Annotated in this window: 23 protein-coding genes; 4 read left to right on the top strand and 19 right to left on the bottom strand. The window is 49.3% G+C overall.

The genetic code is table 11. The features are described 5' to 3' along the window. Nucleotides 1-6: 6 nt before the first annotated feature. The 5 genes from C2M29_RS09380 to C2M29_RS09360 all read right to left on the bottom strand — a co-directional run bounded on the left by C2M29_RS09380 (nucleotide 7) and on the right by C2M29_RS09360 (nucleotide 4,831). The gene (locus tag C2M29_RS09380) at nucleotides 7-585 is read right to left on the bottom strand and encodes a YceI family protein (RefSeq protein ID WP_442792547.1); all 579 of its coding nucleotides are present in this window, start codon (nucleotides 583-585) and stop codon (nucleotides 7-9) included. Nucleotide 586: 1 nt separating this feature from the next. After that, the gene (locus C2M29_RS09375; protein WP_105189535.1) at nucleotides 587-1,141 is read right to left on the bottom strand and encodes a cytochrome b; all 555 of its coding nucleotides are present in this window, start codon (nucleotides 1,139-1,141) and stop codon (nucleotides 587-589) included. A gap of 109 nt (nucleotides 1,142-1,250) precedes the next feature. Next, entirely contained in the window at nucleotides 1,251-1,766 is a 516-nt protein-coding gene (locus C2M29_RS09370; protein ID WP_158684697.1) for a GNAT family N-acetyltransferase, read from the bottom strand. A gap of 70 nt (nucleotides 1,767-1,836) precedes the next feature. Beyond that, nucleotides 1,837-4,005 (bottom strand): prolyl oligopeptidase family serine peptidase, encoded by a 2,169-nt coding sequence (locus tag C2M29_RS09365; RefSeq protein ID WP_105189533.1) that lies wholly within the window; start codon nucleotides 4,003-4,005, stop codon nucleotides 1,837-1,839. A gap of 268 nt (nucleotides 4,006-4,273) precedes the next feature. Beyond that, nucleotides 4,274-4,831, bottom strand: coding sequence for a GbsR/MarR family transcriptional regulator (locus C2M29_RS09360; protein WP_105189532.1), 558 nt, complete (start codon nucleotides 4,829-4,831; stop codon nucleotides 4,274-4,276). A 196-nt stretch (nucleotides 4,832-5,027) separates the two neighbouring features. Here C2M29_RS09360 and C2M29_RS09355 point away from each other — a divergent pair, with 196 nt between their 5' ends. Continuing rightward, complete coding sequence (locus tag C2M29_RS09355) at nucleotides 5,028-5,435, top strand: hypothetical protein (RefSeq protein WP_105189531.1); 408 nt, start codon at nucleotides 5,028-5,030, stop codon at nucleotides 5,433-5,435. Between the two features lie 128 nt (nucleotides 5,436-5,563). Next, the gene (locus tag C2M29_RS09350) at nucleotides 5,564-6,475 is read left to right on the top strand and encodes a M14 family metallopeptidase (RefSeq protein WP_105189530.1); all 912 of its coding nucleotides are present in this window, start codon (nucleotides 5,564-5,566) and stop codon (nucleotides 6,473-6,475) included. Between the two features lie 101 nt (nucleotides 6,476-6,576). Here C2M29_RS09350 and ccoG read toward each other — a convergent pair whose 3' ends face one another. Next, a complete protein-coding gene (gene ccoG / locus C2M29_RS09345) occupies nucleotides 6,577-7,956 on the bottom strand; it encodes a cytochrome c oxidase accessory protein CcoG (protein WP_105189529.1) in 1,380 nt (459 codons plus the stop codon). Nucleotides 7,957-8,559: 603 nt separating this feature from the next. Here ccoG and C2M29_RS16585 point away from each other — a divergent pair. Both C2M29_RS16585 and C2M29_RS09335 read left to right on the top strand, forming a co-directional pair. After that, nucleotides 8,560-8,850 (top strand): hypothetical protein, encoded by a 291-nt coding sequence (locus tag C2M29_RS16585; RefSeq protein WP_158684696.1) that lies wholly within the window; start codon nucleotides 8,560-8,562, stop codon nucleotides 8,848-8,850. Nucleotides 8,851-8,943: 93 nt separating this feature from the next. Continuing rightward, a complete protein-coding gene (locus C2M29_RS09335; RefSeq protein WP_105189527.1) occupies nucleotides 8,944-9,255 on the top strand; it encodes a hypothetical protein in 312 nt (103 codons plus the stop codon). On the opposite strand, the gene C2M29_RS09330 is transcribed toward C2M29_RS09335, so the two are convergent. From C2M29_RS09330 to C2M29_RS09270, 13 genes are all read right to left on the bottom strand, one after another. After that, nucleotides 9,220-10,650 carry a sigma-54 interaction domain-containing protein gene (locus tag C2M29_RS09330; protein WP_105189526.1) on the bottom strand — a complete coding sequence of 477 codons (1,431 nt, stop codon included), beginning with the start codon at nucleotides 10,648-10,650 and terminating at the stop codon, nucleotides 9,220-9,222. The genes C2M29_RS09335 and C2M29_RS09330 overlap by 36 nt on opposite strands. A gap of 74 nt (nucleotides 10,651-10,724) precedes the next feature. Beyond that, entirely contained in the window at nucleotides 10,725-11,294 is a 570-nt protein-coding gene (locus C2M29_RS09325) for a DUF1439 domain-containing protein (protein ID WP_105189525.1), read from the bottom strand. Next, nucleotides 11,291-13,996 carry a DUF349 domain-containing protein gene (locus C2M29_RS09320; RefSeq protein ID WP_105189524.1) on the bottom strand — a complete coding sequence of 902 codons (2,706 nt, stop codon included), beginning with the start codon at nucleotides 13,994-13,996 and terminating at the stop codon, nucleotides 11,291-11,293. The genes C2M29_RS09325 and C2M29_RS09320 overlap by 4 nt, the downstream gene beginning before the upstream one ends. After that, nucleotides 13,986-14,267: a YeaC family protein gene (locus tag C2M29_RS09315; protein ID WP_105189523.1), complete on the bottom strand. Its 282-nt coding sequence runs from the start codon at nucleotides 14,265-14,267 to the stop codon at nucleotides 13,986-13,988. Before C2M29_RS09315 ends, C2M29_RS09320 begins: the two co-directional genes overlap by 11 nt. Further along, nucleotides 14,264-14,593 carry a hypothetical protein gene (locus C2M29_RS09310; protein WP_105189522.1) on the bottom strand — a complete coding sequence of 110 codons (330 nt, stop codon included), beginning with the start codon at nucleotides 14,591-14,593 and terminating at the stop codon, nucleotides 14,264-14,266. Before C2M29_RS09310 ends, C2M29_RS09315 begins: the two co-directional genes overlap by 4 nt. Before the next feature lie 159 nt (nucleotides 14,594-14,752). After that, nucleotides 14,753-16,255, bottom strand: coding sequence for an alanine/glycine:cation symporter family protein (locus tag C2M29_RS09305; RefSeq protein ID WP_105189521.1), 1,503 nt, complete (start codon nucleotides 16,253-16,255; stop codon nucleotides 14,753-14,755). Between the two features lie 359 nt (nucleotides 16,256-16,614). Then, the gene (locus C2M29_RS09300) at nucleotides 16,615-17,742 is read right to left on the bottom strand and encodes a M14 family metallopeptidase (protein WP_105189520.1); all 1,128 of its coding nucleotides are present in this window, start codon (nucleotides 17,740-17,742) and stop codon (nucleotides 16,615-16,617) included. Nucleotides 17,743-18,024: 282 nt separating this feature from the next. Next, nucleotides 18,025-19,470, bottom strand: a complete 1,446-nt coding sequence (locus tag C2M29_RS09295) for a glyceraldehyde-3-phosphate dehydrogenase (RefSeq protein WP_105189519.1) — start codon at nucleotides 19,468-19,470, stop codon at nucleotides 18,025-18,027. 322 nt (nucleotides 19,471-19,792) lie between these two features. Then, entirely contained in the window at nucleotides 19,793-20,095 is a 303-nt protein-coding gene (ihfA, locus tag C2M29_RS09290) for an integration host factor subunit alpha (protein WP_105189518.1), read from the bottom strand. A gap of 2 nt (nucleotides 20,096-20,097) precedes the next feature. Continuing rightward, nucleotides 20,098-22,485, bottom strand: a complete 2,388-nt coding sequence (pheT, locus tag C2M29_RS09285; protein WP_105189517.1) for a phenylalanine--tRNA ligase subunit beta — start codon at nucleotides 22,483-22,485, stop codon at nucleotides 20,098-20,100. Between the two features lie 13 nt (nucleotides 22,486-22,498). Beyond that, a complete protein-coding gene (gene pheS / locus C2M29_RS09280; protein ID WP_105189516.1) occupies nucleotides 22,499-23,479 on the bottom strand; it encodes a phenylalanine--tRNA ligase subunit alpha in 981 nt (326 codons plus the stop codon). Nucleotides 23,480-23,572: 93 nt separating this feature from the next. After that, nucleotides 23,573-24,274 (bottom strand): DnaA regulatory inactivator Hda, encoded by a 702-nt coding sequence (gene hda, locus C2M29_RS09275; protein ID WP_105190227.1) that lies wholly within the window; start codon nucleotides 24,272-24,274, stop codon nucleotides 23,573-23,575. Nucleotides 24,275-24,280: 6 nt separating this feature from the next. Continuing rightward, a complete protein-coding gene (locus C2M29_RS09270) occupies nucleotides 24,281-25,327 on the bottom strand; it encodes a DUF2066 domain-containing protein (RefSeq protein ID WP_105189515.1) in 1,047 nt (348 codons plus the stop codon). Nucleotides 25,328-26,126: the final 799 nt, after the last annotated feature.

Genomic DNA, 26,126 nt, shown 5'->3' with positions numbered 1-26,126 from the left:
AGAAGGTTATTGACGTACGCCTTCAATGGAAAGTTCAATTTCTACATGGGTTGACGCCGGACCCAGGTCTTGATCGATACCGAAATCGGCCAAGGCAAAGCGTGTATGGCCGTTAAAGCCGGCACGATAGCCGCCCCACGGATCTTTACCTTCACCCACCCTGTTAACATCAAAACTGATGGTTTTTGTCACACCATTGAGAGTGAATTCACCGGTTACCTTGGCATTATCGGCGTCCGTAAACTCGATACTGGTACTTTCAAAGGTGGCCTTAGGATGTGCCTTCACATTAAGGAAATCAGCACTGCGCAAATGTTTGTCTCGCTCGGCATGGTTTGAGTCGATGCTGGCGGTGTCGATCACCACCTTGATTTGAGAGTCATTGGGCTTTTGCGCATCGTAGCTGAAGTCGCCGGAAAAGGTGTTAAAGCGCCCATGTAACCAGCTATAGCCAAGGTGTTGAATTTTAAAATTCACAAAGGCATGAGCTCCCTGGGTATCGATAACATAATCCGCCGCACTGGCAGCACCGCTGGCAGCCACCAAGGCCGCAGCCATAGTTAATTTAGTCAGAGCTTTGTTCACATTAGTCTCCTTTTTTCGCTTTCAACATACGCACCAGCGTATGGTCGCGGTTAATAAAATGGTGTTTAAGGGCCGCCAGGGCATGTAAACCGGCAAGAATAACCAGGCTCCAGGCCGCGTATTCGTGCACCATGCCGGCAATATCTTCTTGGTTGTCGACAAACTCCCCTAGCGAGGGAACAGTAAACAAGGAAAATACCTCGATACCACGACCGTCGGCGGTTGAGATCAGGTACCCGGAAACCATAACCACGATCAACACCAGGTACAGCGTGATATGAACCCAGTGCGCCACACGATTTTGCCATGTTAAGCTGCTGTCCACCGGCTGAGGTCGTGCCTGAGTTAAACGCCACACTAGCCGCAGAACAAAAAGCAGTGCCAATGTCAGGCCTATGCTTTTATGCAGGTCAACCGATCCCTTGTACCAGCTGTCGTAGTAGCTTAATTCGACCATATACAGACCCAGGCCAAAAAGCCCAAAGACGGCAAGAGCCACCAGCCAGTGCAAGGCAATGTGCATCCAGCCATAGCCATGCTCGGTATTATTCAACATACTTCTTACTCCTCGTTTACTCTAGCTTATCCCAGCGATTGGTCCGTGAACATGGCGCCATGGCGCTAGGCTCTGTGCGTATATGCACAATAAAAAACGTTTACTGCGATTACAAGCTCAGTTGAAATAACCAGTCCTCCACCTCAACACCGCCAATACAATAGCCATTGCGGGCGCTGGCGAGCTGGATAAAGCCGCATTTAAGCAACAGTGCTCGCGATGCAAGATTGCCTGCAGTAACCGTAGCCCGATATTGAGCAATTGCAAAACGCCGCTCGCCATGGATCAGCAAGGCTTGTAATGACTCCTGGCCATAACCCCGGCCTTGATACTCGGGCAGAAGTAAAAAGCCTAGTTCCGCACCCTGTCTCTCTTGAGGTAAAAAGCCGGTCACACCGATTTCCTGGCCATCTTCGTTGACTATGGCCCAGGTATGCCAGCTATCACTTGTTGCCTGTGACGCCAAGCGTGCTTCAAAGCGCTCTTTTATCAGTGCGTGTGAGGGTAAGTCGGCGACATAGCGCATCACCTCTTGGTTTTGATGAAGCGCTGCAAACAGCGGCCAATGCGCTTGGCGCAAGGGTTGGTGTTCGAGTCTGGGTGATTTAAAGGAGGCTAATGGCATTGTCATATCCCTAAAACGAAAAAGCCGAGCACCAAGGCTCGGCTTTCAAACTAGCATAACTTACTGGGTATTAAAGCTTTTTAATACCCATGTTATACAAGGTAAAGCCATAGATATCTGCATACTGCTCGATAATCTTACTGGTTGGCGTACCCGCCCCGTGACCGGCATTGGTCTCGATGCGGATCATCACCGGGTTGTCGCCCTCATGCTTCGATTGCAGCTCGGCGGCAAACTTGTATGAATGCGCTGGAACCACGCGGTCATCGTGATCGCCCGTGGTGATCAGAGTCGCCGGGTAGCTGGTGCCCGCTTTTACATTGTGTACCGGAGAATAGCCCTTAAGGTAATCAAACATTTCCTTGCTGTCTTGCGCCGTACCATAGTCGTAGGCCCAACCTGCACCGGCGGTGAAGGTGTGATAGCGCAGCATATCCAGTACCCCTACCGCAGGTAAGGCAACCTTAAACAGATCCGGGCGTTGCGTCATCACCGCACCAACCAATAGACCGCCGTTAGAGCCACCGCGTACCGCCAGGTAATCGCTTGAGGTGTAGTTGTTGGCGATCAGGTATTCGGCCGCGGCAATAAAGTCGTCAAATACGTTTTGCTTTTGCATTTGCGTACCGGCTTTATGCCACTGTTTACCGTACTCACCACCGCCACGCAGGTTCGCCACCGCATAGACGCCGCCTTGCTCCAACCAAGCCGCCGTAGTGGCCGAGAAGCGAGGAGTCAGGCTCACGTTAAAGCCACCGTAACCATAAAGAATGGTTGGGTTTTTACCATTGAGCTCGGTGCCTTTTTTATAGGTCAGGATCATAGGTACCTTGGTACCGTCTTTCGAGCTATAAAAGACCTGCTTAGACTCGTACAGTGCTGGATCAAACTGGGCGCCAGACTCGTTATACACGGCCGAGTCGCCACTGTTTACATCAAAGCTAAAGATGGTGCTTGGAGTTTTATAGTTGGTAAAGCTGTAATACAGGGTGGTTTGATCTTTTTTACCGCTAAAGCCCGATGCCGTGCCCAGGCCTGGCAAGGCGATTTCACGTACCAGCTTGCCGGTCTTATCGAACTGCTTCACCTGAGAAATGGCATCAACCATGTAACGGGCAAAGAAATAATCGCCGCCTTTAGAGATGTTCAGCACATTCTCGGTTTCTGGAATAAGATCCTGCCAGTTCTCAGGCGTTGGATCTTTGCTGTCAACGGTCACCACACGTTTGTTCGGTGCATCCTTGTTAGTGACGATAAACAAAGTATCGCCCTTGTTATCCAGTACCGAGCTGTCATAAGTCAGGTCATCGATAATGGTAACCAACTCGCTGTCTTCTTTGCTTAAGTCTTTAATAAACAGCTTGTTACCCGATGTAGATACGGCCGCTGAGATTACCAGGAAGCGCGCATCCGAGGTCACCTCGGCGCCAACATAACGGTGTTTTTGCTCATCGCTGCCACCAAAAATAAGGGCATCGTCTTTTTGTGCCGTACCCAGCTTGTGGTAATACAGCTTATGTTGGTCGGTTTTCGCCGACAATTCACTGCCCTTGGGCTTGTCATAGCTTGAATAATAGAAGCCATCGTTACCAAACCAAGAAATAGCGCTGAACTTCACATCGACCAAGGTCTCGCCAATTTGTTCTTTGGTTTTGGTATCAAGAACAATCACTTTACGCCAGTCACTGCCACCTTCTGAGATTTGGTAGGCTGCGAGAGAACCATCTTCGCTGAAGCTGATGCCGGCCAGTGAGGTGGTGCCATCGGCGCTAAAGGTGTTCGGGTCTAGGAAAACTTCTGGCTCACCTTCGCCCTTTTGGCGATACAGTACGTATTGGTTTTGTAGGCCATCGTTTTTATAGAAATAGGTGTATTCACCCTCGGTGAACGGCGCGCTCACCTTTTCATAGTCCATCAGGGTCTTAAGACGTTGTTTAAGCTCGTCGCGGAAAGGGATCTGCTCAAGGTAACCGAAAGTGACCTTATTTTGCGCTTCAACCCATTGTGCCGTCTCGCTGCTCATATCGTCTTCAAGCCAACGGTATGGGTCTGCCACTTGCTGCTCAAAATAGCTGTCAACGACATCGCCTTTACGGGTGGTTGGGTAGCTGATGGCCGCCTGGGCAACCTGAGTTTGCTCTACTTTTTGTTCTTTTTGTGCGCTTGCTTCTGCCGCCGGTTTGTCGTTGCAGCCGGTTAGGGCCACACACACGGCCACAGCCAGTGTTCTTTTAAGCATAAAAGTTCCATTCTTGTTGTTATAAACCGGTTTACGTTAGCGGCTAGACGGCCATTTGTCTAGTGTTGTGCGAGCAGGTACAAGGCGTGGGGAAAATTAAGAAGGGCCAAAAAAGAAGAAAACCAACTCGACGAGCGAGATTGGTTATCTTTGGCTGGAAACCTATAACTAATTATTAACCTAATTGCGCAAAAACACCTCAATTCTTTCGTTATATAGATATACGCGTTTAGTATTATTGTGCTTTTCAGGCTAATAAATGAGTAACTCAGGACTCCGTGCGGTCCTTGGGGCTGAGCTTATCGCGAAAATCGAGGATTTTCGAAACGCCGGCACCGAGCTTCATCAAGGTCGATAATTTTTCCGGGCTTAAACGCTGTAGCTCGGAGGCCCATTCGGTGATCATTTCCAGTAAGTCATGAATTTCTAATAACCGTTGCTGGGCATAACGCTCCTGCTGATCCCTGGGCTCATCGAGCAGGTTATCGCGCAGCAGGCTCAAGGTTGGGTCAATTTCGCGCTTGCGGCGCTGTTCAAACACACGATTGGCCATCTGCCAAATGCTGCCTGCGGGCTGGTAATATTCTTTGCGATCGCCCGGCTTATGCCGAGTGGCGATCAATTGCCAGGAATTGAGTTCTTTAATACCCATGCTGACATTACCACGAGAAATATGCAGGGTTTGCGATAATTCGTTAGCACTGAGAGGCTCTTCGCTAATAAGTAACAACGCATACATCTGCCCTATGGTGCGGTTAAAGCCCCAACGACTGCCCATTTCGCCACAGTGCATTACAAAGGCCTGCATTTTGTCTGTTAGTTCCATCACCAACCCCAAATGTTCATTATGTTCTGAAAGTACCTCATTTTAACAACGCGATTCAAGCATCGACTACACTTAAATCTATCGAACCTAGCTCACATCAAATAAAGCGCAAAAAAGCATCCTAAATACACCTGGATGCAGTTACAATAAGCGCCTTGTGATTAGATTCTGGCCTTCACAAACTACAGGGGGATGTATGTTTCATTATTCCGGCGCCAATGGTTCGTATCAACTAACCCGACAAGGGGATGTTATCGTCGGCCAATTCAGTGGTGCCATCAATGAGCGCATGATAGCCACCTTCGCTACTCAGTTAGAAACCCTGGTTAAAGAGCATCAACTTCAACGTTGGGCCTACATTAGCAATTCCATGGACGTGCTCGCTGCCACGCCGGAGGCGCAACTGCGCATGGTTTCCGTGGCCGAGAAGATGTTTGCCCACGGCTGTCAGGCCGCCGCCTTTGTTATCGACTCCGCCATCGCCATTAATCAGTTAGAGCAAATTCGCCGCTCACTAGGGCGTGCCGACACCGCCTCCGACATTGTCTTCGATAATTTTGACGATGCCCTGGCCTATGTTAATGAACACCTAGCGACCCCCTGAGGCGTTGGCCGCGCAAACAAGTGCGCCTGTAGGCACCTCATGCCGCTGGCCACTTAAGGCAATTTGGTTGACAAACCACACCAAGACTCTAAGCTGCGGCTAAACACAAAAGAACACTAGGAAGGCTTATGAGCAACACCATTTATCCCATTGGCACGCCGGGCGAGCCGTGGGGAGAAGAGCACAAACAACAATGGTTGGCAGCACAAAACGTTCAACGCAGCTATCAGGATGAGGTCGTCACTAAGGTCCAGGCTTTGGCCAACCAGTATGACATCGTCGAATACGGCCAGCTTGACTACCAAAATCGCTACCCGCTTTATGCCCTTAAGCACAAAAACTGGCAGCCCGGGCGCCCCATTGCCCTGGTGACCGGTGGCGTACATGGCTATGAAACCAGCGGCGTACACGGTGCTTTGGCGTTTGCCGCCGAGCTGGCGCCAGCACACAGCGACGCCTTCAATATTCTTGTCGTTCCCTGTGTGAGCCCTTGGGGTTATGAAACCATTAACCGCTGGAATCCGGCTGCAGTTGATCCTAACCGCTCGTTTTATGAGGGCTCGCCGGCCCCCGAGTCCCAACTGCTGCTGGACTTTATTGCCCCCTTTAGCAGCGATGTGTTGGTGCATATCGACCTGCATGAAACCACGGATACGGATAACTCCGAATTCCGCCCGGCCTTGGCAGCCAGAGAAGGCACGACCAATAACAATTGGAATATTCCCGATGGTTTTTATCTGGTGGCCGACACCGAGCGCCCACAGCCTGACTTCCAAAAAGCCATCAATGCCAAGGTGGCGACCGTTACTCATATTGCCGAAGCCGATGTCAATAATCAGTTGATTGGCGTGCCCATTTCCGGGCATGGAGTGATTGAATACGCCGGTCGTAAGCTTGGGCTCTGCATGGGCCTGACTTTAGCTCCTTATGTCACCACCACCGAGGTGTATCCGGACAGCCCGCGCAGCACCCCTGAAAATTGCGTCGCCGCCCAGGTAGCGGCCGTGGTCGCAGCCCTGGATTTTGTCCGCGCTTTATAAGCAGCGCTTAAGGCAAAAAACCAAGTAGGCTCAAATAAAAAAGACCCAGTTTAGCGCTGGGTCTTTTTTTATTGCTCGGATATATCTGGTAATTGGCCAAACTACTTGTAAAAACGGGTTTCCTTACTAATACTTTGCTGCTCTCCCTCACTTTGCGTTATCACAAAGCTAAAGGGCGTGACCTTACGCTCGAGTAACTCACCGTCTACGCTAACCGTGACCGGCACCTCTTTTTGCTCACCCGGATGCAAAAACAAGTGGCCATGCACCTGCAATTGAGCCTGCGCCAAGCCGTCTATGCTCAAGGTGTAGCGCTGTGGCTGCTGGGATTTATTGATGATGGAAATGCGATATGGGTTTTCCACCTGGCCCTGATAATCGACCCGCGACAGCTCTCCCCTATCCCGGGTGATATAAGCCTCCAATGGCGTACGGCCATTGAGCCAAACAGCCATCACCACAAACACCAAGGCCGTCATCAGTGCATAGCCCACCAGTTTTAGGCGCCAAATTGATGTCCGGCCACCGTTTTGCTGGCGCTCACTGCGATAGGCAATTAAGCCCTTTGGATAATTAAACTTGTTCATGGTTTGATCGCAGGCATCGATGCACAGACCACAGTTAATGCACTCGTATTGCAGACCATTACGAATATCGATACCGGCGGGGCATACCTCGACACAGAGGTTACAGTCAACGCAATCACCCAACCCCAGTTGTTTCGGGTCGGCCTTGCGCTTTCTTGGTCCTCTGGCTTCGCCCCGGGCTTGATCATAGCTCACCACCAAGGTGTCTTTATCGAACATCACGGATTGGAAGCGCGAATAGGGGCACATATAGATACACATTTTTTCCCGCAGCCAGCCGGCGTTACCATAGGTGCACAGGGTGAACAGGAAGACCCAAAATAAGGTGATACCACCCCAGCTCAAACCCAGCAGGTCGCTATACAGTTCGTGCGCGGGAATAAAGTAACTCATAAAGGTGGTGGCGGTGAAAAAGGCCATGGCTATCCACACCAGATGCTTGGCGCCCTTACGAGCCAGTTTATCGGCGCTCCAGGGCTGAGCGTCGCGTTTTATACGTTGGTTGCGGGTACCCTCAAGGCGGTGCTCAACCCAGGTATACATCAACATCCACACGGTTTGTGGACACAGATAGCCACACCAGACACGGCCGAGCCAGTTGGTGATAAAAAAGAGCGCAAAGGCCCCGGCCATAAAGAGCCAGGCAACCAGCATAAAGTCTTGCGGGAAAAAGGTGGCGGAAAAGATCCTGAACTGTTGTTGGGCAACATCGAACAACACCGCTTGCTGGCCCTCATAACTCACCCAGGGCAGCCCGATAAAGGCGAGCATTAAACACCAGCTAAGCACTCGGCGAATACGCTGAAAGCGCCCCTTTTGCTCACGCACATAAATCGGCCCGGATTGCTTATAGGGCTTAATAATCAGGTCTTCTTCTTTAATATCAAATTTCATATTACTTGCTTTTACTAACTAGGGAACACAGCCCCTATCGCAAGCCCCGTGCCAGGTGGGAAATTAAAATAATCTATTGTTTTTATTAACTATTTTTAAAATCAAAAGCAGACTTAGTGACGACATAACGCCGAAGGTATCGAAATATCGTTATTTCCATTGACGGAATACTTAGAAAAGGATTGAATTGGTGAGGCATCCTCTTCGCATTGTGCGCAGACATTATTTCCTTTACTGTATGATTTACGACTATTTTTTTAAAGCACTTGTTAGTGCACCGGTATAGGGGTTACCTCCTACCTTGCAAGGTCTCGCTAATTAGCTTATGTAGACTCCCTCGGTGTCAACACTAATCACTTGATACTTGCGAACTTATGTAAGAGTTCAACTTGTAAAGCCGACTCAATGATAATTGCGCGAAACGGAGCCACATCTGTTATACGATTCTCAAGGATGGTTCATTTGAATCAGATTAGTATTCGAATTTTCATTTTCTTCAGCTTGGTATTTCTATTGAATGCCTGCTCGTTACCATCAAAATTTGAGGTATTTAACAATACAAATGAAAATATTATCCTCACTATATACAGTGAAGGAAAGGCTATGAAATCAGTTGCTATATCTAAGAGTACTTCAGCAACTATTGATAGTTGGGATAACTATATTGGTCTAGCTGTTAGAGTTTCGTCTGGAATTGATGTGTGGTTTTATAAACCTACTTACATTAATCATAAATTTGGTGAGGGATATTACTTTTCTCATTGGTTATTTAAATTACAAATCGAGCCAACTGGAAAGGTCTTTGTCATAAATCCAAAACTTGACTTTCCACAAAGCCAGCATGTGAAACAACCTGAAGGTTATCCATTGCAACCTACGAGTAAAGACGTATAACAAGACAAATAATCGGACGAAAAACGCTTGGCTTGTGCTCGTTCCTCGCTAATTTTAGCCAAGCTTAATCCGCCCATTATGCGGGCGTTACATATGATTTTGGAGCAGTTAGTGCAAGATCTGGACAGAAAGGCCCATTGGCAAAACGTCTATAAGCAAAAAGCAGCAACAGAAGTCAGTTGGTTTCAGTTAAAGCCTGCCATCTCGCTGGAACTGATAGCCAAGTGTCATCTTGAGCCCTCTGCGCCAATTATTGACGTGGGCGGTGGCGCGTCGGTACTGGTCGATCAACTGATTGAGCAGGGCTACACAAATCTTAGCGCCCTGGATATTGCCGGCGCGGCCTTGGCTAAATCGGCGAGACTCAAACTATCCGCGGCAGATCCCAAGCTTCTTCATCTTTGAGCGCAAGGTACTTGGTGCCAGTGCCAAAACTTCTGCGGCGCCGCCACGGCCATTAATACGGCCCTGACATTGGCTTAACACCTCTTCGATATATTGCTTTTCGTGTTCGGCCAAGGTTGGCATCGCATCGTGAACAGGCTCCCCTGCTGCATCGTCCAGCATCAAGCTGGGTATTTGCAAAATCGGCCCCGGGCTTAAAATGGCCGCGCGCTCCAGGGTATTTTGCAGCTCACGGATATTGCCCGGCCAGGAATAGCGCTTAAGCATGGCCAAACTTTTCTTACTGATCCCGGTGAAACTACGGGTTAACTTCTGCGATAGCTTAGTCAGTAGCTGGGCCACCAGCAGCTCCATATCCTCAATGCGCTCGCGCAGCGGCGGTACGGTTAAGGGGAATACATTAAGGCGATAATAGAGATCCATACGAAACGTGCCCTGCTGCACCATTTGCCACAGATCCCGGTTGGTGGCGGCAATCAGGCGAATATCCACCTTGATGGTCTCCTGCCCTCCTAAGCGTTCGAACTCCTGCTCCTGCAACACCCGCAACAGCTTGCCTTGAGCCGCCATGGGCAGCTCGGCAATTTCATCGAGAAACAAGGTGCCGCCGTCGGCCAGCTCAAAGCGCCCTTTGCGCCTTTGGGCGGCGCCGGTAAAGGCGCCCTTTTCATGGCCAAAGAGCTCGGACTCCAGCAGGCTTTCGGCAAATACGGCGCAGTTGACCTTAACTAATGGAGCATCACGGCGCTCACTTTGGGCATGGAGGTGGCGCGCCACCAGCTCCTTGCCGGTGCCGTTTTCACCGAGGATCAAGACGCTGGCATCGGTTTGTGCCACCAGATCAATCTGCTGCATCATGGTGCGAAATGGCGCCGACTGACCGACCAGATCACCATTCTGCCAATCCGCGTTGAGCTCTTCTAACAGATAACGATTCTCCGCCTGCAATTGCTCGCTAAGCTGACTCACCCTTTGCAGCGCCTCACGCAAAGCGTGCTCGGTACTGCGTTGGGTCGATACGTCACGAAATATCGCCACTGCGCCAATCAGCTGGGAGTCCTTATAAATAGGCGTGGAGGTGTATTCAACGGGGAACTGGCTGCCATCCTTACGCCAGAAAACCTCATTGCTTACCTGACGGGTTTGACCGTCGAACATGGTGCGATAAATGGGGCATTGATCGGCCGGATACTCACTGCCGTCTGCGTGACTGTGGTGATGAAACTGATGGATCTTTTTGCCCAGTAGCTCGTCTGCCTGCCAGCCGGTCATGCGCTCTGCGGCGGGGTTAATAAATACCGCATTACCACTGAGATCGAAACCGTAAATGCCCTCGCCGGCGGCATCAAGCAATAGACGGGGATCGTGAAGAAAATGTTTTAATGAAGAGTCCATGGAAATGTGCGAGCAAGTGACGATATGTCGTCATTTTAGGGCTTGCCCACACAATTTCGCAAGGTTTAATGCAATTAAAGGCCCGAAGTCAGGGTGATCACCCCTGGATTAACCTCTAAAGCGAGTTTAAAGCGTGCCAGCAAGGCCTGTTTAGGGTCTTGCTTATTCAGGCTGTACACCGGATATTGGCTCAACGCCTGAGTCAATAATTGCTGCACCTCTTCGGACAGAGGCGCCAACTTACCGCGGTAGCCCATGGCATCGATATCGGCATTGAGGATTTTAAAATCCTGCAAATAGATGGCATCTTCATCACCATTAAAATAAGGCACAGCGGCGATATTTAAGCGCACGCGCACCGGCACCTTAAGTGCCAAGGCCTGCATCATCACCGTATTATCCAGCGCGAGCTCAATGCCATTAGGGCTCTGCTCGGGGCCAATTTGCACACCAATATCATTCACCGTCAGCTCCATGGGCACACCCATTACGGTGGCATTGGCGCCATAACGATCACTTTGTTGCAGCAGGCTTTGCTCCAACTCGCCACTCGTTAGTGAAAAAACACTCAAAGGTGCATGACTGGCGCAGCCACCTAACAAGGCGACACAAGCCAGCACCATACCCATTATCCATTGCTTCATACTGATACCATCTTATCTAATACTACTAGGATGCGCTCACGCTCTTGAGCGTCACCCTGACAAATACCTTGCTCGTCAACACCCGCCTTGGCTACCCAGGCAAGTAACAGCTCATCGGTGCTGTACTCAACGCCATGATGTTTGGCATCGAGCATATTGACTTGCTCCTGCATGCGCTGTGCCGAAAGTGACTCAGGGCTGGCCAGATTATTGGCAATTTCCAGGCGAAGTACTATCTGCTCACTGCTTAGCTCAAGGCGCGAATCATTCAGCCAGTCTGTTGGCAGCGCCTGTCCCTGAGCCAAACTTGCACGCAATTCCTGCAGATGACGGGTTTGCTGTGCCTGCTCTTTAGCATTCAACGCCGCCTCAATGCGGGCCACTAAGTTTTTCTGTCGCCCCTGTAGCTCACGCACTAATTGCAGCTGCTGCACATCATTGCGCAGCTGTTGCAAATCCGCATTGCTTTGCGCTTGCGCCAGTTGTTGCTCCAGCGCCTCAAGGGCACTCACCTGCTCGGCTTTTTGCTCGGCATGGGCCTGATGTTGCTGTGCCTTAGCTGCATCGCGCTGACTAAAGATACTATCGTTTACGCGGCGAAACGCCTGCCATAACTTACGCTCTTTGCTATTGCCAGCAAAGCCGATTTGCTGCCACTGTTGTTGCAGCTCTTTTAGCGTTTGCGTAGCCGCAAACACATCGTCTTGGCTTTGCAGCTCTTCCGCTCGCTGTAAAAGCGCCGCTTTGGCATTCGCATTGTCTTGATAGAAGTTAGCAACGCGCTCGCCCATATTCCCTTGAGCATTGCTAAATGCTTTATTGAGTTTGTGATAAAGCTTACTTTCTAACTGCTTAGCCGCGCGCCATTGTTTTAATAGGGCATTGAACTGGTGCTCGAGCTCTCGAATTTCAAGCTCACCGCTGCGCTCGCCCAGACTGGTCATTTGCGCAATGAGCTGTTCGCGCTCGGCAATTGCCTGCTCTTTAAGCTTTTGTTGCTCGGCAAAATAATCGCGACAAGGGGCAAATGCCGCCTCGATCGCCTGTTCGAATTCGTCTTTCGCCTGCTGCGCCACCTCTGGCCCCAACAGCTGCCAGCTTTTACGCAAACGCTTCACTTGCGCCAAGCGCTCGTTGGCATCATCGCAGTCGCCGTTTGCCAGCGCTTTGGCGGCTTCTAGTAACTGCTCTTGTTGTGCTTCGCCGGCGTACTGGTGCCAATCTTTGGCTTCACTCAGGGTTTGCGCAAGGCCTTCGTATTCGCGACTGATATCGTTTTGAAAATGTTCGGCCAGTTGCTCAAAGATTTCCTGTAGGCCATTGAACACGCCAAAGGCAACGCGATAGCGGCCCTGGTTGATCAGGCGACGAATATCTCGCGCCTTTTTACGCGCCGCATTCTGCAGTTGCTTTTGCTCCTGCATTAGGGCGTCACTCTGGCTCTGCCAGTGCTTGCGGGCGTGCGAAAACTGTTGCTGCCAAAGCGCTGCCAGCTCTTTAGGGAGTGCCTTAATGGCCTGTTGTAGTTGTGCTCGCAACTCGGCTTCGGCGCTAATGGCCGCATCCAGTTCACTGACCTCGTCAGGGGCACGTAAACTGCTGTAGCTGGCAAGCTGCTCACGCAGGGCATCCACGTCTTGTTCGTAGGCTGCGAGCTGCTCTACCTGCTTAAATAAGCGCACTAATTCCTGCTGCTGGCTTTGCAGCTCGGTGCCGGCCTGCAAGTCTTCACTTTGCAGCATGTCTTTGGCCTGCGCCACCTTGGCATGAAGCCAATCGGTTTGAATTTGCTCGTTACCGTCAAAACGCAGCGCCATGGCATTGCTGATCTCTTCGGCCAAGGCACTGAGATTGGCCAGGGCGAGTACGCTGCGCTGTTTAGCTAACTGCTGTTCTTGCTGTTGTTCAAAGGCAACTTTTAGCTTATCGCTATGGGAAGTTAGTTTGGCCGCCAGTTGCGTAAACTTTTGTTGTGTTTGCCCACGTAGCTCTTCATCCAGCCATTCAAGCTCCAACTGCTGATACTGCTTTTGAAGTTGTGAAAATTGCCCGCTAACCAGCTGATAGTCAGTTTTGTCACGCAAGGCGTTCAGCTTGGCAAGAATCAACTTGGCCTGCTCGGCCACCTCAACCGGCATCTGCGCCTGACGCTGCTGCTCATCAATGACGTCCTGCAGTTTTTGCTTGGCCTCGCCCTTGGCGACCTTAAGCAGTTTTTCCGTCAGCTGTAATTTGAGGACCAGCTCGAACAATTGCAACTGTAAGGTCTCATCGGCACTACGGAAGACCTGCTCCACCAAGGGCGCTTTATTTAAGCGGGTTAACAGCTTAATTTTAATGGCCGCAGTTTTTTCTTGCAGCGCCAGTTGTTCCAGGGTTTTATCAGCGGCAAAACGCTCGATATAACGCTCTTTATCGGCGTCGCTCAGTGCATTAGGGCTGGCTAAAATGGCCTCGGCCACTTTTTGATTGGCCAGACGTTTAATGCTTGGCTCTCCATCCTGTTGGCAGGCCTGCCACCACAAAGCGACATCATTAAGCTTTTTCAGCGCTGCGGTACGCACATTGACGCTGGGGTCTTCACACGCCAGTGCAGTGATGATGTGTGCATCCTGTTGTTTATCCAACTGGGCTAAAGCTCCCAGGCGAGTGGTTTCTTTTGGATGCTTCCACTTGGGTTGGAACAACTGTTTAAAGATCATTTTCACTGAACCTAGCTATTTCGTTTTCGGCCTTAAATTGCTGCTTTAATTCTTTCTTAGACTTTTGCACCAACTGGCCGTCGGCGCCAACGGTGAACTGCTCGTCGCTTTTGAGCACCTTGGCTTGATAGAGCATGACTAATTGCACGGTTTGCTCTTTTTGTTGTTCGCTTAACGGGCTGCCGTCTGGCCACTTGCCGGTTGCGGCGCCGTATTGCAGACGTTCGTATACTTCTGGGGTAATAGACTGGACTAACTGGTCAATATTCATAATTTCTTTCTTTTCAAAAACACTAAACGAACGCGGTTAACTAGGTACCAGACGACACCAATGGCAATGGTGCCATAACAGGCTGTTTGCTGCCATGAGCCGGGCACCGGATGTTGCCAGTAAAGGACTAAAAAGCCACCGAGGAAAAGGATTAAGGCGATAAAAGATTGGTTCATCAGCGACTGCTGTTTTTGCGTTTTGGTACGCGCCGCCAATCGACTTTTGGTTTCAGCATCCATCTCGCCAAAAGCGGCATTGCAATGGGGACAGGCTTTATGTTTGTCGGATATCGATTTTTGACATTGCGGACATGAAATTATGGCCATGCTTACTCCTAGATGCAATTGCGCGCCAAATAAAAAAGGCGCCACTTGGCGCCTCATTGTACTGGTTTTATTTGTCGATGTCTTTTTTGAATTTAAGGTAAATGCCGAGATTCAAAAATGGGGGTGAGCTACACCTCTACATCAACAAAATGAACCTATTTACTCAGCATCTTTTGATTGCTTGGCAAGGCGCTCTTCCCAGAAGGTGGCGTTTTTAATGCCTAATTTTACCGGGTCAAATGTCACTTTACCGCCCGCTTTCTTCTGATCTTCGTAATCACGCAAGCAGGTCAACGCCGGCTTGGCGACAAACAGAATAGCCAAGATACCAACAATGTTGATCCACGCCATCAGGCCTACACCAATGTCACCGATATTCCAGATATAACCTGAGCTGTTAACCATGCCATATGAAACCATAAACATGATCACCAACTTCACAATCACGATTGGGATGTTGCCTTTGAAGTAACGGTTTAAGTAGGCCACGTTGGTTTCGGCAATGTAGTAGTACGCCAGTATGGTGGTAAATGCGAAGAAGAATAAAGCAATACCGACAAAGGCATGGCCAAAGTCACCAAACACTTTAAACAAAGCCATTTGGGTAAATGCCGCAGAGCCAATTTCGGTTGCCGCATCCACATTTTGCACGATAAATTGGCCCGCAGGTAGTTCACCAACCACATTGTACTGCTGGGTAATCAGGATCATTAACGCCGTCGCCGTACACACGAAGATAGTATCCACATACACAGAGAAGGCTTGCACCAGACCCTGCTGCGCAGGATGGTCAACTTCAGCGGCCGCGGCTGCATGAGGACCGGTACCCTGGCCTGCTTCATTCGAATAAATTCCGCGTTTTACACCCCAGCCAATCGCCGCACCAAAACCGGCTTGTGCGGTAAAGGCATCGGAAACGATTAATGAGAAGATACCCGGCACTTTATCCAGGTTTAGGAAGACCACGATCAAGGCCAGAACAATGTAACCCAAGGCCATAAACGGCACGACAATTTGAGTGAAGTGGGCGATACGTTTAATCCCACCAAAGATAATAAATGCGAGAACAATCAGAATAATAGCCAAAGCAACGAGTTTAAAGGTTCCTACCTCACCAAAGCTCGTAGTCACCATTTCACCGTGGCCAAATACCTCGGTAAAGGCATTACCAACCGCATTCGCCTGCACACCCGGTAAAAACACGCCACAGGCAACGATGGCAGAGACTGCAAATAAGATAGCCAGCCATTTTTGCTGCAAACAACGGTCAAAATAAAAAGCTGGGCCACCACGGTATTGCCCATCTTCTTCTGTTTTATAAATTTGGCCTAGGGTAGATTCGGCATAGGCGGTGCTGGCACCCAAAAATGCCACGACCCACATCCAAAAAATAGCGCCAGGACCACCAAAACCAATCGCCGCGGCGACACCGGCAATGTTACCTACGCCTACGCGTCCGGATAATGAAACGGCTAAGGCTTGAAAAGATGAGATACCTTTACTTGATTCATTCGAGCTCAGCAGCAACTTCCACATTTCTTTGAAATGTCTTACTTGCGCAAAACGGGTTAGTAAGGAATAAAATAGACCTGCGCCTAGACAGAGATAAATGAGTGCACTACTCCACACAACGTCATTAACGGCGCTTACAAAAGCTTCCATGGATATCCTCTATAATTATATTTTTTATTCTTAGTTACGATACTGAGAATGCGGGACATAAGGCAGTGAGGATCGGTTAGCACACTTACCCCACTCTTCAACCTTTGGAATATTAACTTATACCACCCAAGTTTGTTAACAGTTAATTTTCAATCCAACTGCATTTGGGTGTCTGCTGGCACGTATTTCAACAATAAAAGTCGTTTAATTTGAATACGTTAAACTAGTATAACCAGAATTCATCCTGACCATGTTAAAAGTAATAAAAAAGGCATGGGCCGTGATACGACGCATGCCTTAATTGGCTGCTAAGCTGTTAAATGGGCACTCGACATGACTTATGCCCATGCATTAGCGCATTATCTCAACTTATCGACCACAGCAACGATGGCGCTTAGGGTATCCTGGCCAAACTGATAAGAGCGGCGATCAGACCAACCATAATCTAGATCTGGCAGGTTGGCGTTATCTTTAAACGGCATTTCTACCGTGTAGGCCAAGGCCTTAAACTCTTCTCCCACGGCGCAAGATGCCACGGTCAAGTTGGCCTCGCCTGGCGCATCTTTATCGTAGCCGAACTCATCCTGGAACTCTGGCGTGATGGTCAACAACGCTTGCTTAAAGGTGTTTTCTAACTCTTCCAGGCGCGCATCATAGCTTGGGATCCCTTCACTGCCGGCAACAAAGTTGTAAGGCAGGGCTTCATCGCCGTGGATATCCAAATACATATCCAGGCCTACCTCACGCATTTTATTCAACACCAAGAATACTTCCGGGCTCTTTTCCATGCTTGGGGTTGCCCATTCACGGTTTAGATTCACACCGGCTGCATTGGTGCGCAGGTGGCCACGCACGCTGCCGTCTGGGTTCATGTTCGGCACTATGTAGAACACGGCCTTGCATAATAAGGCTGCCGCATGGGGGTCTTCGTCGTCCAGTAGCTTGTGTAGCAAGCCTTCAACGAACCATTCGGCCATGGTTTCGCCCGGGTGTTGACGTGCGGTGATCCAGATGTTTTTCTTTTCTGCACTCGGCTCACCGATGCGTAGAACCGTCATATCACGACCGTCCAGGGTTAGGCCCAGGTTTTGCGCTTCACAAATAGCATGGCTTTGTGCCCAATACACTAAATCCAAGTGGCGATCATAGCTATACGGCGCAAAGTAAGCGAAGAACATCTGTGAACATTCAGGCTCAACGTCGATGACTAGGCTTCCGTCTTCATAACGGGTAGGCACGCGGAACCAGGTTTGACGGTCGTATGAGGCCACTGCCTGGTAATCGTCCCAGCCTTCTGGATAAGCTGACTGCGCCAACTCATTGATCTGAATACGATGCTCAACAAATGCCGTGGTCTCTAGGCGAAAGTGGAACCACTGATAAAAATCAGACTGGTTGTCCTTATTGATCTCTAGCTGGATATTCATCGGGTTTTCACAAGCGATAACCTTGATATTACCACTGTCGAAATTACTGGTGATCTTCATTGCTGATCCTTATAGTTATACCAATTCACTTAAATAGCCAATCATTCTAGCGGGCTAAATATCGTGCTAACTGCGTTGGAATTTTTCTATGTAGAATACTATATAAGAAAAACTCCGCCTTGTTATCACATCATTTATCCAGCGCTATCTCTGATCACATACTTAACAGAATTGGCATTAGTGCAATAGCCTGGCCCTTCCCTCACTCTAATGCTGGGAAAGTCAGTATTAGCAATAAAAAAGCCGACACTCGGTGTCGGCTAGTCTTGTTCTTTACGCTTATTAGCGTGGCAAGCTTGGGTGAGTAACCTCAGCCATGTCTTGCATACAACGTACAACCTGACAGCTGTAACCGAATTCGTTATCGTACCAAACGTAAAGTACTACGCGGTCACCGTCAACAATCGTTGCTTGCGAGTCAACAACACCGGCGTAACGGCTGCCTACAAGGTCAGTAGACACGATTTCTGTCGACGCTGTGTAATCGATTTGGTCGCGCAGGTCAGAGTATAGTGCAGTGTCACGTAGGAAGGCATTTAGCTCTTCAACGTTTGTTGCAGTTTCAAGGTTCAGGTTCAAAATAGCCATTGAAACGTTAGGCGTAGGTACGCGGATAGCGTTACCAGTTAGTTTGCCTTCTAGCTCTGGAAGCGCTTTAGATACCGCTTTAGCCGCACCGGTAGAGGTAATAACCATGTTCAATGCCGCAGCACGACCACGACGCTCGGCCTTGTGGTAGTTGTCGATTAGGTTTTGGTCGTTGGTGTACGAGTGTACCGTTTCAACGTGACCATTTTTAATACCGAACTTGTCGTTAAGAGCCTTCAAGGTTGGTGTGATGGCGTTAGTAGTACAGCTTGCCGCACACACGATCTTGTCTTCAGGTTTGATATCCTGGTTGTTAACACCGTATACGATGTTCTTGATATCGCCTTTAGCAGGAGCGGTAAGTAGTACTTTTGCCGCGCCTTTTGCTTCAAGGTGTTGGCCCAGGCCAGCTTCGTCTTTCCAGATACCTGTGTTATCAACAACAAGTGCATCCTTGATGCCATAAGCTGTGTAATCAACTTCGCTTGGTGAGTTAGCGTAGATAACCTGGATGTAGCTGCCGTTTGCTTTAATGGCATTACGCTCGGTATCAACAGTGATTGAACCGTTGAAAGGACCGTGGATTGAATCACGACGCAACAGGCTGGCACGCTTTTCAAGGTCACCGTCTTTACCGCCACGAACTACGATGGCACGAAGGCGAAGATCAGCGTAAGGACCTGATTTTTCGATAAGTAGACGAGCTAGCAGACGACCGATACGACCGAAACCGTAAAGTACTACGTCGCGTGGCTCTTTTGCTGAACCGGCGTTAACGATTTCAGCCAGTTCATCGTTTAGGTATTCTTCAACAGAGCGACCATTGGCTGCATCTTTGTATAGGTAGTTATAAGCTAACTTACCGATATCGATACGAGCAGAGTTTAACTCCATTTTGCTAATGGCTTCTAGGAATGGGAAGCTTTCACGTAAACGCAGTTTTGAATCTTCAAATTGAGCGACGGTTTTGTGCGCTTTGATGATATCGATAGTACTGGCGCTTACTAGCGGACGGCCATATACAGCAATTTCGATACCACGGTTGCGGTACAGTTTACCAATAATAGGTTGCATACTTTCAGCGAAGTCTTGGCGTTCCTGCCAGCTGTTTAAGTATTCTTGCTCGTGAGATAAGGTCATTGTTTCTGCCTTTGAAATTTGTTTTGAACGGATATCAACCCCAGCATTCCATTGTTCAGACCACAAAGTGAGAGCGTGATCAAGGACAATATGCCTGTTGCCGGGCGCCCATATTCTAATGCAAAGCGCCGACAATAACCACCTCTAGTTGGCTTTAACTAAATACCCTAAGAATGGGCGATGGTAAATTGAGGTATAGGGGCTGGAGATATCAGCTGTAGAAAACATAGCACCAGACGCTGACAGCAAAAATAAGCGCACAAACAGCTAATGTCTGCCGTTTTAGGCATTAAAAAAGCAGCCCTAAGGCTGCTTTTTGTTATTAAGATTCAAGCTTACTGGTACCGACTTCAACACGGGTTTTCAGTTTTTGCCCGGGCCTGAAGGTAACCACACGGCGCGCCGAAATAGGAATATCCTCTCCGGTTTTTGGGTTACGACCCGGTCGCTCTTTCTTATCGCGAAGATCAAAATTGCCAAAGCCAGAAAGCTTGATCTGCTCCCCATTCTCTAAAGCTGAGCGGATTTCTTCAAAAAACGCTTCAACTAGTTCTTTGGCATCCTTCTTATTGATCCCCAACTTCTCAAATAGGTGTTCAGCTATGTCGGCTTTGGTAAGCGCCATATCTAGTCCCTCAACGATGCATTAAACTCTTTAGCCAAAGTGGCTACGACGTTGTCGACAACTAGGTTGATATCTTTCTCTTCGAGCGTTCTATCAACCGCTTGTAGTGTCAGAGCAATCGCCAAACTCTTATAATCTGGCTCTATACCTTTGCCCTTATACACATCGAATAAGTTTAGGTCAACCAATTGATTTCCGCCAACTTTTTCTATCGCGGCCAAAACATCACCGGCTTTCACCTCGTCTTTGACTAAAATAGCGATATCGCGACGGTTCGATGGGAACTTAGAAATAGCCTTTGCCTGTGGCAGCACGCGGTTATTTAGCGCGGCTATTTCAATTTCGAATACAAACGCGGTGCCATTAATGCCCAGTTGCTTATGCAACTGCGGGTGCAATGCACCGATAAAACCAACTTGTACGCCATCGGCGTAAATGGCCGCGCTTTGACCTGGGTGTAAACCATCACACACCTGAGCCTTAAAGCTAAAGCGCGCACTGTCATTACACAGCGCCAACAAGGCTTCTACATCACCTTTGACATCGTAGAAATCCGCGGCACGGCTATCTAGGTGCCAATGCTCACCGTAACAGCTGCCTGCTACCACGCCACCGATCACGGCCTGCTGCAATACACCATTTTCGGCTTGCTCATCGGCTATGAACTTCAGTCCTTGCTCGAAGAAACGAATGCGCGGCTGTTGACGGTTCTGGTTATACACCAAGGTGTTAAGTAGACCCGGCATCAAAGACTTACGCATCACCGACATTTCGATTGAAATCGGGTGTGGTAAAACCAGGCTATTGTCTTCGCCGTGAATGGCATTTTGCACTTTAGGATCAACGAAGCTATAGGTAATGGCTTCTTGATAGCCACGGGTTACCAGGGTGTCGCGCATACGCTTGATGGCAACATCGGCTTCATTGTGGCGGGTCATATTCAACTTGGCTAACGGTGCCTCGTTAGGAATATTGTTGTAACCAAAAACACGAGCCACTTCTTCGATTAGGTCTTCTTCGATGCGAATATCAAAACGGTAGCTAGGCACATCCGCCTGCCAGGTGTTGTTTTCGAACTGTACATCCAGGCCCAGGCGGCGCAGGATATTGGTGACCGTTTCATCATCGATATGATAACCGATGACACGATCGAGACGCTCGCGACGAAGCGTTACGGCCGTGACCTTAGGCAATTGCTCAGGGGCAACCGCTTCTACGATAGGGCCAGCCTGACCGCCAACGATTTCAAGCAACAATGCGGTGGCACGCTCCATAGCGTCGCGCTGCAGGGCGAAATCCACACCACGCTCATAGCGGTGTGAGGCATCGGTGTGTAAACCATAGCTGCGCGCCTGACCGGCAATCGCAACTGGGTTGAAGAAAGCACTTTCAAGCAGAATATCTGAGGTCTCTTCGGTTACACCCGAGTGCTCGCCACCAAAGATACCGGCCATGGCCAGGGCTTTGTTATGATCGGCGATCACTAAAGTCGACTCGTTTAATTTCGCTGTGTTTCCGTCAAGCAATACCAGTTCTTCACCGGCGTTCGCGCTACGTACCTTGATGCCACCTTCAATGGCATTAAGATCAAAGGCGTGCATTGGGTGACCCAGCTCAATCAACACATAGTTGGTTACATCTACAACCGGATCGATTGAACGAATGCCGCTGCGACGAAGCTTTTCAACCATCCACAGTGGTGTTTGCGCATCCAGGTTAATGCCCTTAAGCACACGGCCAAGGTAACACGGACAGGCTTCTTCATTAACCAGCTCGATGCTAATTTTGTCGTCGATTGTTGGTTCAACCGCAGGAATTTCAAGCTCTTTAACGTCCAGGTTATTTAGTACACCCACTTCACGAGCCAGGCCTTTAATACCTAAACAGTCGCTTCGGTTAGGCGTTAAATCAACATCGATAATCTTGTCGTCAAGAGCCAGGTATTCACGTAAATCCTGACCGATAGGCGCATCAAGAGGCAACTCCATGATGCCGTCGCCTTCTTCGCTGATACCCAATTCTACAAACGCACATAACATGCCGTGTGAAGGCTGGCCGCGTAGCTTGGCTTTTTTGATTTTAAAGTCGCCAGGAAGTACCGCGCCCACTTTTGCTACGGCCACTTTGAGGCCTTGGCGACAGTTTGGCGCACCACACACGATATCGAGTAGTTCGTCTTCACCTACGTTAACCTTGGTAACACGCAGTTTATCTGCATCAGGGTGTTGGCCACACTCAACCACTTCACCCACAACCACGCCTTCAAATTGACCCGCAGCGGCGTCAACGCCGTCTACCTCAAGGCCTGCCATGGACAGTTGCTCTGCCAGTTCGTTCGCGTCGATGGCCGGGTTAACCCATTCGCGTAACCACTTTTCACTGAATTTCATTTATCACGACCTCTTAACGGAACTGGTTTAGGAATTTCATATCATTTTCGAAGAAAGCGCGTAAGTCGGTTACGCCATAGCGCAGCATGGTCAGGCGCTCTACACCCATACCAAAAGCAAAGCCGGTGTACTTTTCAGGGTCGATGTTTACCGCACGTAAAACGTTCGGGTGCACCATGCCACAGCCTAATACCTCTAGCCATTTACCGTCTTTACCCTTCACATCTACTTCCGCAGAAGGCTCGGTGAATGGGAAGTATGAGGGACGGAAGCGGATTTCCATGTCTTCTTCAAAGAAGTTACGAAGGAAGTCGTGCAGAATGCCTTTAAGCTCGGTAAAGCTTACGTCTGTGTCCACCATCAGGCCTTCAACCTGGTGGAACATCGGCGTATGGGTTTGGTCGTAATCGTTACGATATACGCGACCAGGCGAGATAATGCGCAGTGGCGGTTGCTCGGTTTCCATGGTACGAATTTGTACGCCACTGGTCTGCGTACGCAATACCAGCTTAGGATTGAAATAGAAGGTATCGTGATCGGCTCGTGCCGGGTGATGAGCTGGAATATTCAAAGCATCAAAGTTATGGAAGTCGTCTTCAACCTCTGGGCCCGACTTAACGGCAAAGCCTAGCTCACCAAAGAAGGACTCGATACGCTCGATAGTGCGCGTCACCGGGTGAACACCGCCCGCGGCCATGTTACGGCCCGGCAAAGTGACATCTATTGTTTCGGCTGCAAGTTTCGCCTCTAACGCAGCCGCACTCAATGCTTCACGTTTAACGTTGATTGCTTCAGTAACTTGTTGCTTAGCCTGATTAATTACTTGGCCTGCGCTCTTACGCTCTTCTGGCGCCATTTGCCCAAGTGTTTTAAGTAGCCCGGTTATTTCACCTTTCTTACCAAGGTAGTTTACGCGCACATCTTCTAGGTGCGCGATTTCGCTGGCTGATTCAACCGCCTTTAAGGCGTCAGCCAAAATCGCTTCTAAGTTCATCGGATACCTGACTAGGGTGATAATTTAAAGTGTTTATTTAGCCACTTATGATAACTAAAGGGCCGCGTTGATTCTAGCCCCGAGCGGCTGTTTCTACAGCTTTAGTGTGGCTTTTATAAAAGGAATGGTAAGCTTACGCTGTGCTGCCATGGATGCGTGATCCAATGTATCAAGCACATCCAGAAGTGCACGCATGTCCCGGCTAAGACGAGTCAGCAAGAAGCGCGCACATTCATCGGATAGTTCCAGGCCGCGCATCTTGGCTCTGTTGGTCAGTGCCTGCGCCTTATCATCATCGCTCATGGAGCGGATTTGCAAGGTCGTGCCCCACTTTAAGCGGGACTCAAGATCCGGCAGATCCAAATGCAACATATCTGGCAACAGGTCGGCGGAGATAAGCAAAAGCTTACCCGGCTCGTTAAAGCGGTTAAAGAAGTTAAAAAGGGCTTTTTCCCAGGCTTCATCACCGGCTATAAGGTGTAAATCATCGATACAAACCACATCGAGGGCATCGACTCCCTCTAGCACCTGAGGGCCATAATGCTGCACTTCACTGAGTGATAACAACATACTGGAAAGACCTAGCTCCTGGGCGTGAACACAGGTTGCATAAAGCAAATGCGACTTGCCAGAATCACCTAAACCGCACAAATAGGTGTATTGAAACTGTTCGTTTAGGTGATTGAAAGCCGCCTGCAGATGATTAACCTCCAGTGAGTCTTCCCCGCCAAAGTAACTGGCGTAGGTTTCATCATCGGGCAAGGTAACCGGCAGCGCTAATTGCGAGCTAAGCATCATAGGTTATTGCCACGCGTACTCTAAGTCATCGTTACTATTGGAGTAATAGAATTTCTGCGGATCGCGATAGTCGCTAAAGTAAGAGTCAAGGGTAAGTGCTTTTTTGAGATCTTCCACGCCACCTGTGTGACTAATACGTATTTCCACGCGTTCCTGACTAATGTGCGTCACCGCAGCATCGGTCACCACGCTTAGGCTTTTTAATCGACGCAAAGCATACTCTATATCGACAAAGGTACGGGTATTATAGAGTTTTAGGGTTTGCTGTTGCGCTTCATAACTTGAGCTTGCATCAATGGCGTACTCGCTTGCCAAAGCACTTGCCAGGGCATCGACCATATCAACCACGACCTGCTGCTGGTCGCCTTTATGCTTAATAGCTTCAAATTGGTCTTCATTGGTGAATCGCCACTCCACCTCCCAAGCATCGGAATTGTCATCCTTATAAAGGCGCGCAGAGACGACACGCTCAGCCATATAACGTTCAGAGGCGATATCAAGCGAGTCACTGAAGTTACCCCATACATCCGCAACGGTAACATGCTGATGATCCTGTAGATCCAATAAAGGCGTCACCACGGGAAGTCCGCGACGGGACGCTCGTTCGGCAAGCAATTCTTGAATTTGCGGATAAGAATCTGCGGTCATTAACTCACGACGCCAACCGTCTTCAATTGCCAACCAAATTACGACCAATGGACGACGATTACCCCATAAGGGTAAGCCAGCGTCACGTACTAAATCATTGACCTTGTTACCGTCGAACTGCACCCGTAAATACGTTTGTCCCTTGTCGTCCGCATACTCATATTTGGTCATGTAGTTGGCGATATCGGGCAAGGCGGCACGCACGGTGGAGTTTTCCGATGCTCCAGCGTCGCCGGTTACTTTAACGATAACATTGAGCAGCGCATTTTGGCTGGCGGTAGCGCGACTAGCTCTGGTTTTGTCTTCCACCGGCTGGCGATATTGATATAAGCCTTTAACTTCAATTGCCTGCAATGGCCAAGCGCCAAGGACTATAAGTAGCAGTAATAAATTACGGATCACGTCGTCTTAAACCTTAGTGTGAATGCCCTGATCCTAAAACAAAGCCAGTAACAAAGCAAAGGGTTACCCAAGATTAGTTAACTTGCTGAATCCCCGATTAATTAACAAGTAAATAGAAGCTCATTTAAACACCATACTCCCCTACTTTTTACCTAACTTTAAGGTGTAGGGCTAAGGAAGGTGATAGCTGAATGACTGAATTCATTTCCGCTAGGCTACAAACACTTTTCAAAACCCCAAACGCAAAAAACCCACTGCATTGAGCGGGTTTTTCTGAATAGGAGCCTGGTTCGTGACGCAGTAAGATGACCTACTTTACTCCGGGCTCTCCTGCCCTCCGCCCTTCGGGCCGCCTTCGGCGTTCAAATAGAACATCACGTCTTTAAAACGAAAAAAACCCAGCACTAGGCTGGGTTCTTCGTATAATAAGGCCCTGGCTCGCTAAGAAGTAGGATGTTCTACTTTCACATGGCAAATGCCACACTATCTTTGACCGGGGGCGCCTAGCCGGGGCCGGCCATCCGGCTGTTTCGTTTCACTTCTGAGTTTGGGTGACGAGAAACCGAAGCCCCGCTTCGCAGTTCGAGGAAGTGAGCGCATGGATGCGCGAAGGGGAGATACTTCATGGATGAATTGATTGCACCCAGGCTGATAATTTTAAAACGCCAAACGCAAAAAACCCGCTGCATTGCTGCAACGGGTTTCTCTGAATAAGGCCCTGACGATGTTCTACTTTCACATGGCAAATGCCACACTATCATCGACGCTGTTTCGTTTCACTTCTGAGTTCGGCATGGGG

Origin of the sequence: Pseudoalteromonas sp. T1lg48 (genome assembly GCF_002964785.1) — a bacterium.
Lineage (GTDB): Bacteria > Pseudomonadota > Gammaproteobacteria > Enterobacterales > Alteromonadaceae > Pseudoalteromonas.
The sequence above is the reverse complement of the archived record's forward strand: the minus strand, read 5'-3'. Positions and strand labels throughout refer to the sequence as shown.

Coding starts and splice junctions, on each gene's coding strand:
- C2M29_RS09375 (WP_105189535.1), bottom strand. CDS start 1,141: ATGTTGAATAATACCGAGCATGGCTATGGCTGGATGCACATTGCCTTG.
- C2M29_RS09370 (WP_158684697.1), bottom strand. CDS start 1,766: ATGCCATTAGCCTCCTTTAAATCACCCAGACTCGAACACCAACCCTTG.
- C2M29_RS09365 (WP_105189533.1), bottom strand. CDS start 4,005: ATGCTTAAAAGAACACTGGCTGTGGCCGTGTGTGTGGCCCTAACCGGC.
- C2M29_RS09360 (WP_105189532.1), bottom strand. CDS start 4,831: ATGGAACTAACAGACAAAATGCAGGCCTTTGTAATGCACTGTGGCGAA.
- C2M29_RS09355 (WP_105189531.1), top strand. CDS start 5,028: ATGTTTCATTATTCCGGCGCCAATGGTTCGTATCAACTAACCCGACAA.
- C2M29_RS09350 (WP_105189530.1), top strand. CDS start 5,564: ATGAGCAACACCATTTATCCCATTGGCACGCCGGGCGAGCCGTGGGGA.
- ccoG (WP_105189529.1), bottom strand. CDS start 7,956: ATGAAATTTGATATTAAAGAAGAAGACCTGATTATTAAGCCCTATAAG.
- C2M29_RS16585 (WP_158684696.1), top strand. CDS start 8,560: ATGAAATCAGTTGCTATATCTAAGAGTACTTCAGCAACTATTGATAGT.
- C2M29_RS09335 (WP_105189527.1), top strand. CDS start 8,944: ATGATTTTGGAGCAGTTAGTGCAAGATCTGGACAGAAAGGCCCATTGG.
- C2M29_RS09330 (WP_105189526.1), bottom strand. CDS start 10,650: ATGGACTCTTCATTAAAACATTTTCTTCACGATCCCCGTCTATTGCTT.
- C2M29_RS09325 (WP_105189525.1), bottom strand. CDS start 11,294: ATGAAGCAATGGATAATGGGTATGGTGCTGGCTTGTGTCGCCTTGTTA.
- C2M29_RS09320 (WP_105189524.1), bottom strand. CDS start 13,996: ATGATCTTTAAACAGTTGTTCCAACCCAAGTGGAAGCATCCAAAAGAA.
- C2M29_RS09315 (WP_105189523.1), bottom strand. CDS start 14,267: ATGAATATTGACCAGTTAGTCCAGTCTATTACCCCAGAAGTATACGAA.
- C2M29_RS09310 (WP_105189522.1), bottom strand. CDS start 14,593: ATGGCCATAATTTCATGTCCGCAATGTCAAAAATCGATATCCGACAAA.
- C2M29_RS09305 (WP_105189521.1), bottom strand. CDS start 16,255: ATGGAAGCTTTTGTAAGCGCCGTTAATGACGTTGTGTGGAGTAGTGCA.
- C2M29_RS09300 (WP_105189520.1), bottom strand. CDS start 17,742: ATGAAGATCACCAGTAATTTCGACAGTGGTAATATCAAGGTTATCGCT.
- C2M29_RS09295 (WP_105189519.1), bottom strand. CDS start 19,470: ATGACCTTATCTCACGAGCAAGAATACTTAAACAGCTGGCAGGAACGC.
- ihfA (WP_105189518.1), bottom strand. CDS start 20,095: ATGGCGCTTACCAAAGCCGACATAGCTGAACACCTATTTGAGAAGTTG.
- pheT (WP_105189517.1), bottom strand. CDS start 22,485: ATGAAATTCAGTGAAAAGTGGTTACGCGAATGGGTTAACCCGGCCATC.
- pheS (WP_105189516.1), bottom strand. CDS start 23,479: ATGAACTTAGAAGCGATTTTGGCTGACGCCTTAAAGGCGGTTGAATCA.
- hda (WP_105190227.1), bottom strand. CDS start 24,274: ATGCTTAGCTCGCAATTAGCGCTGCCGGTTACCTTGCCCGATGATGAA.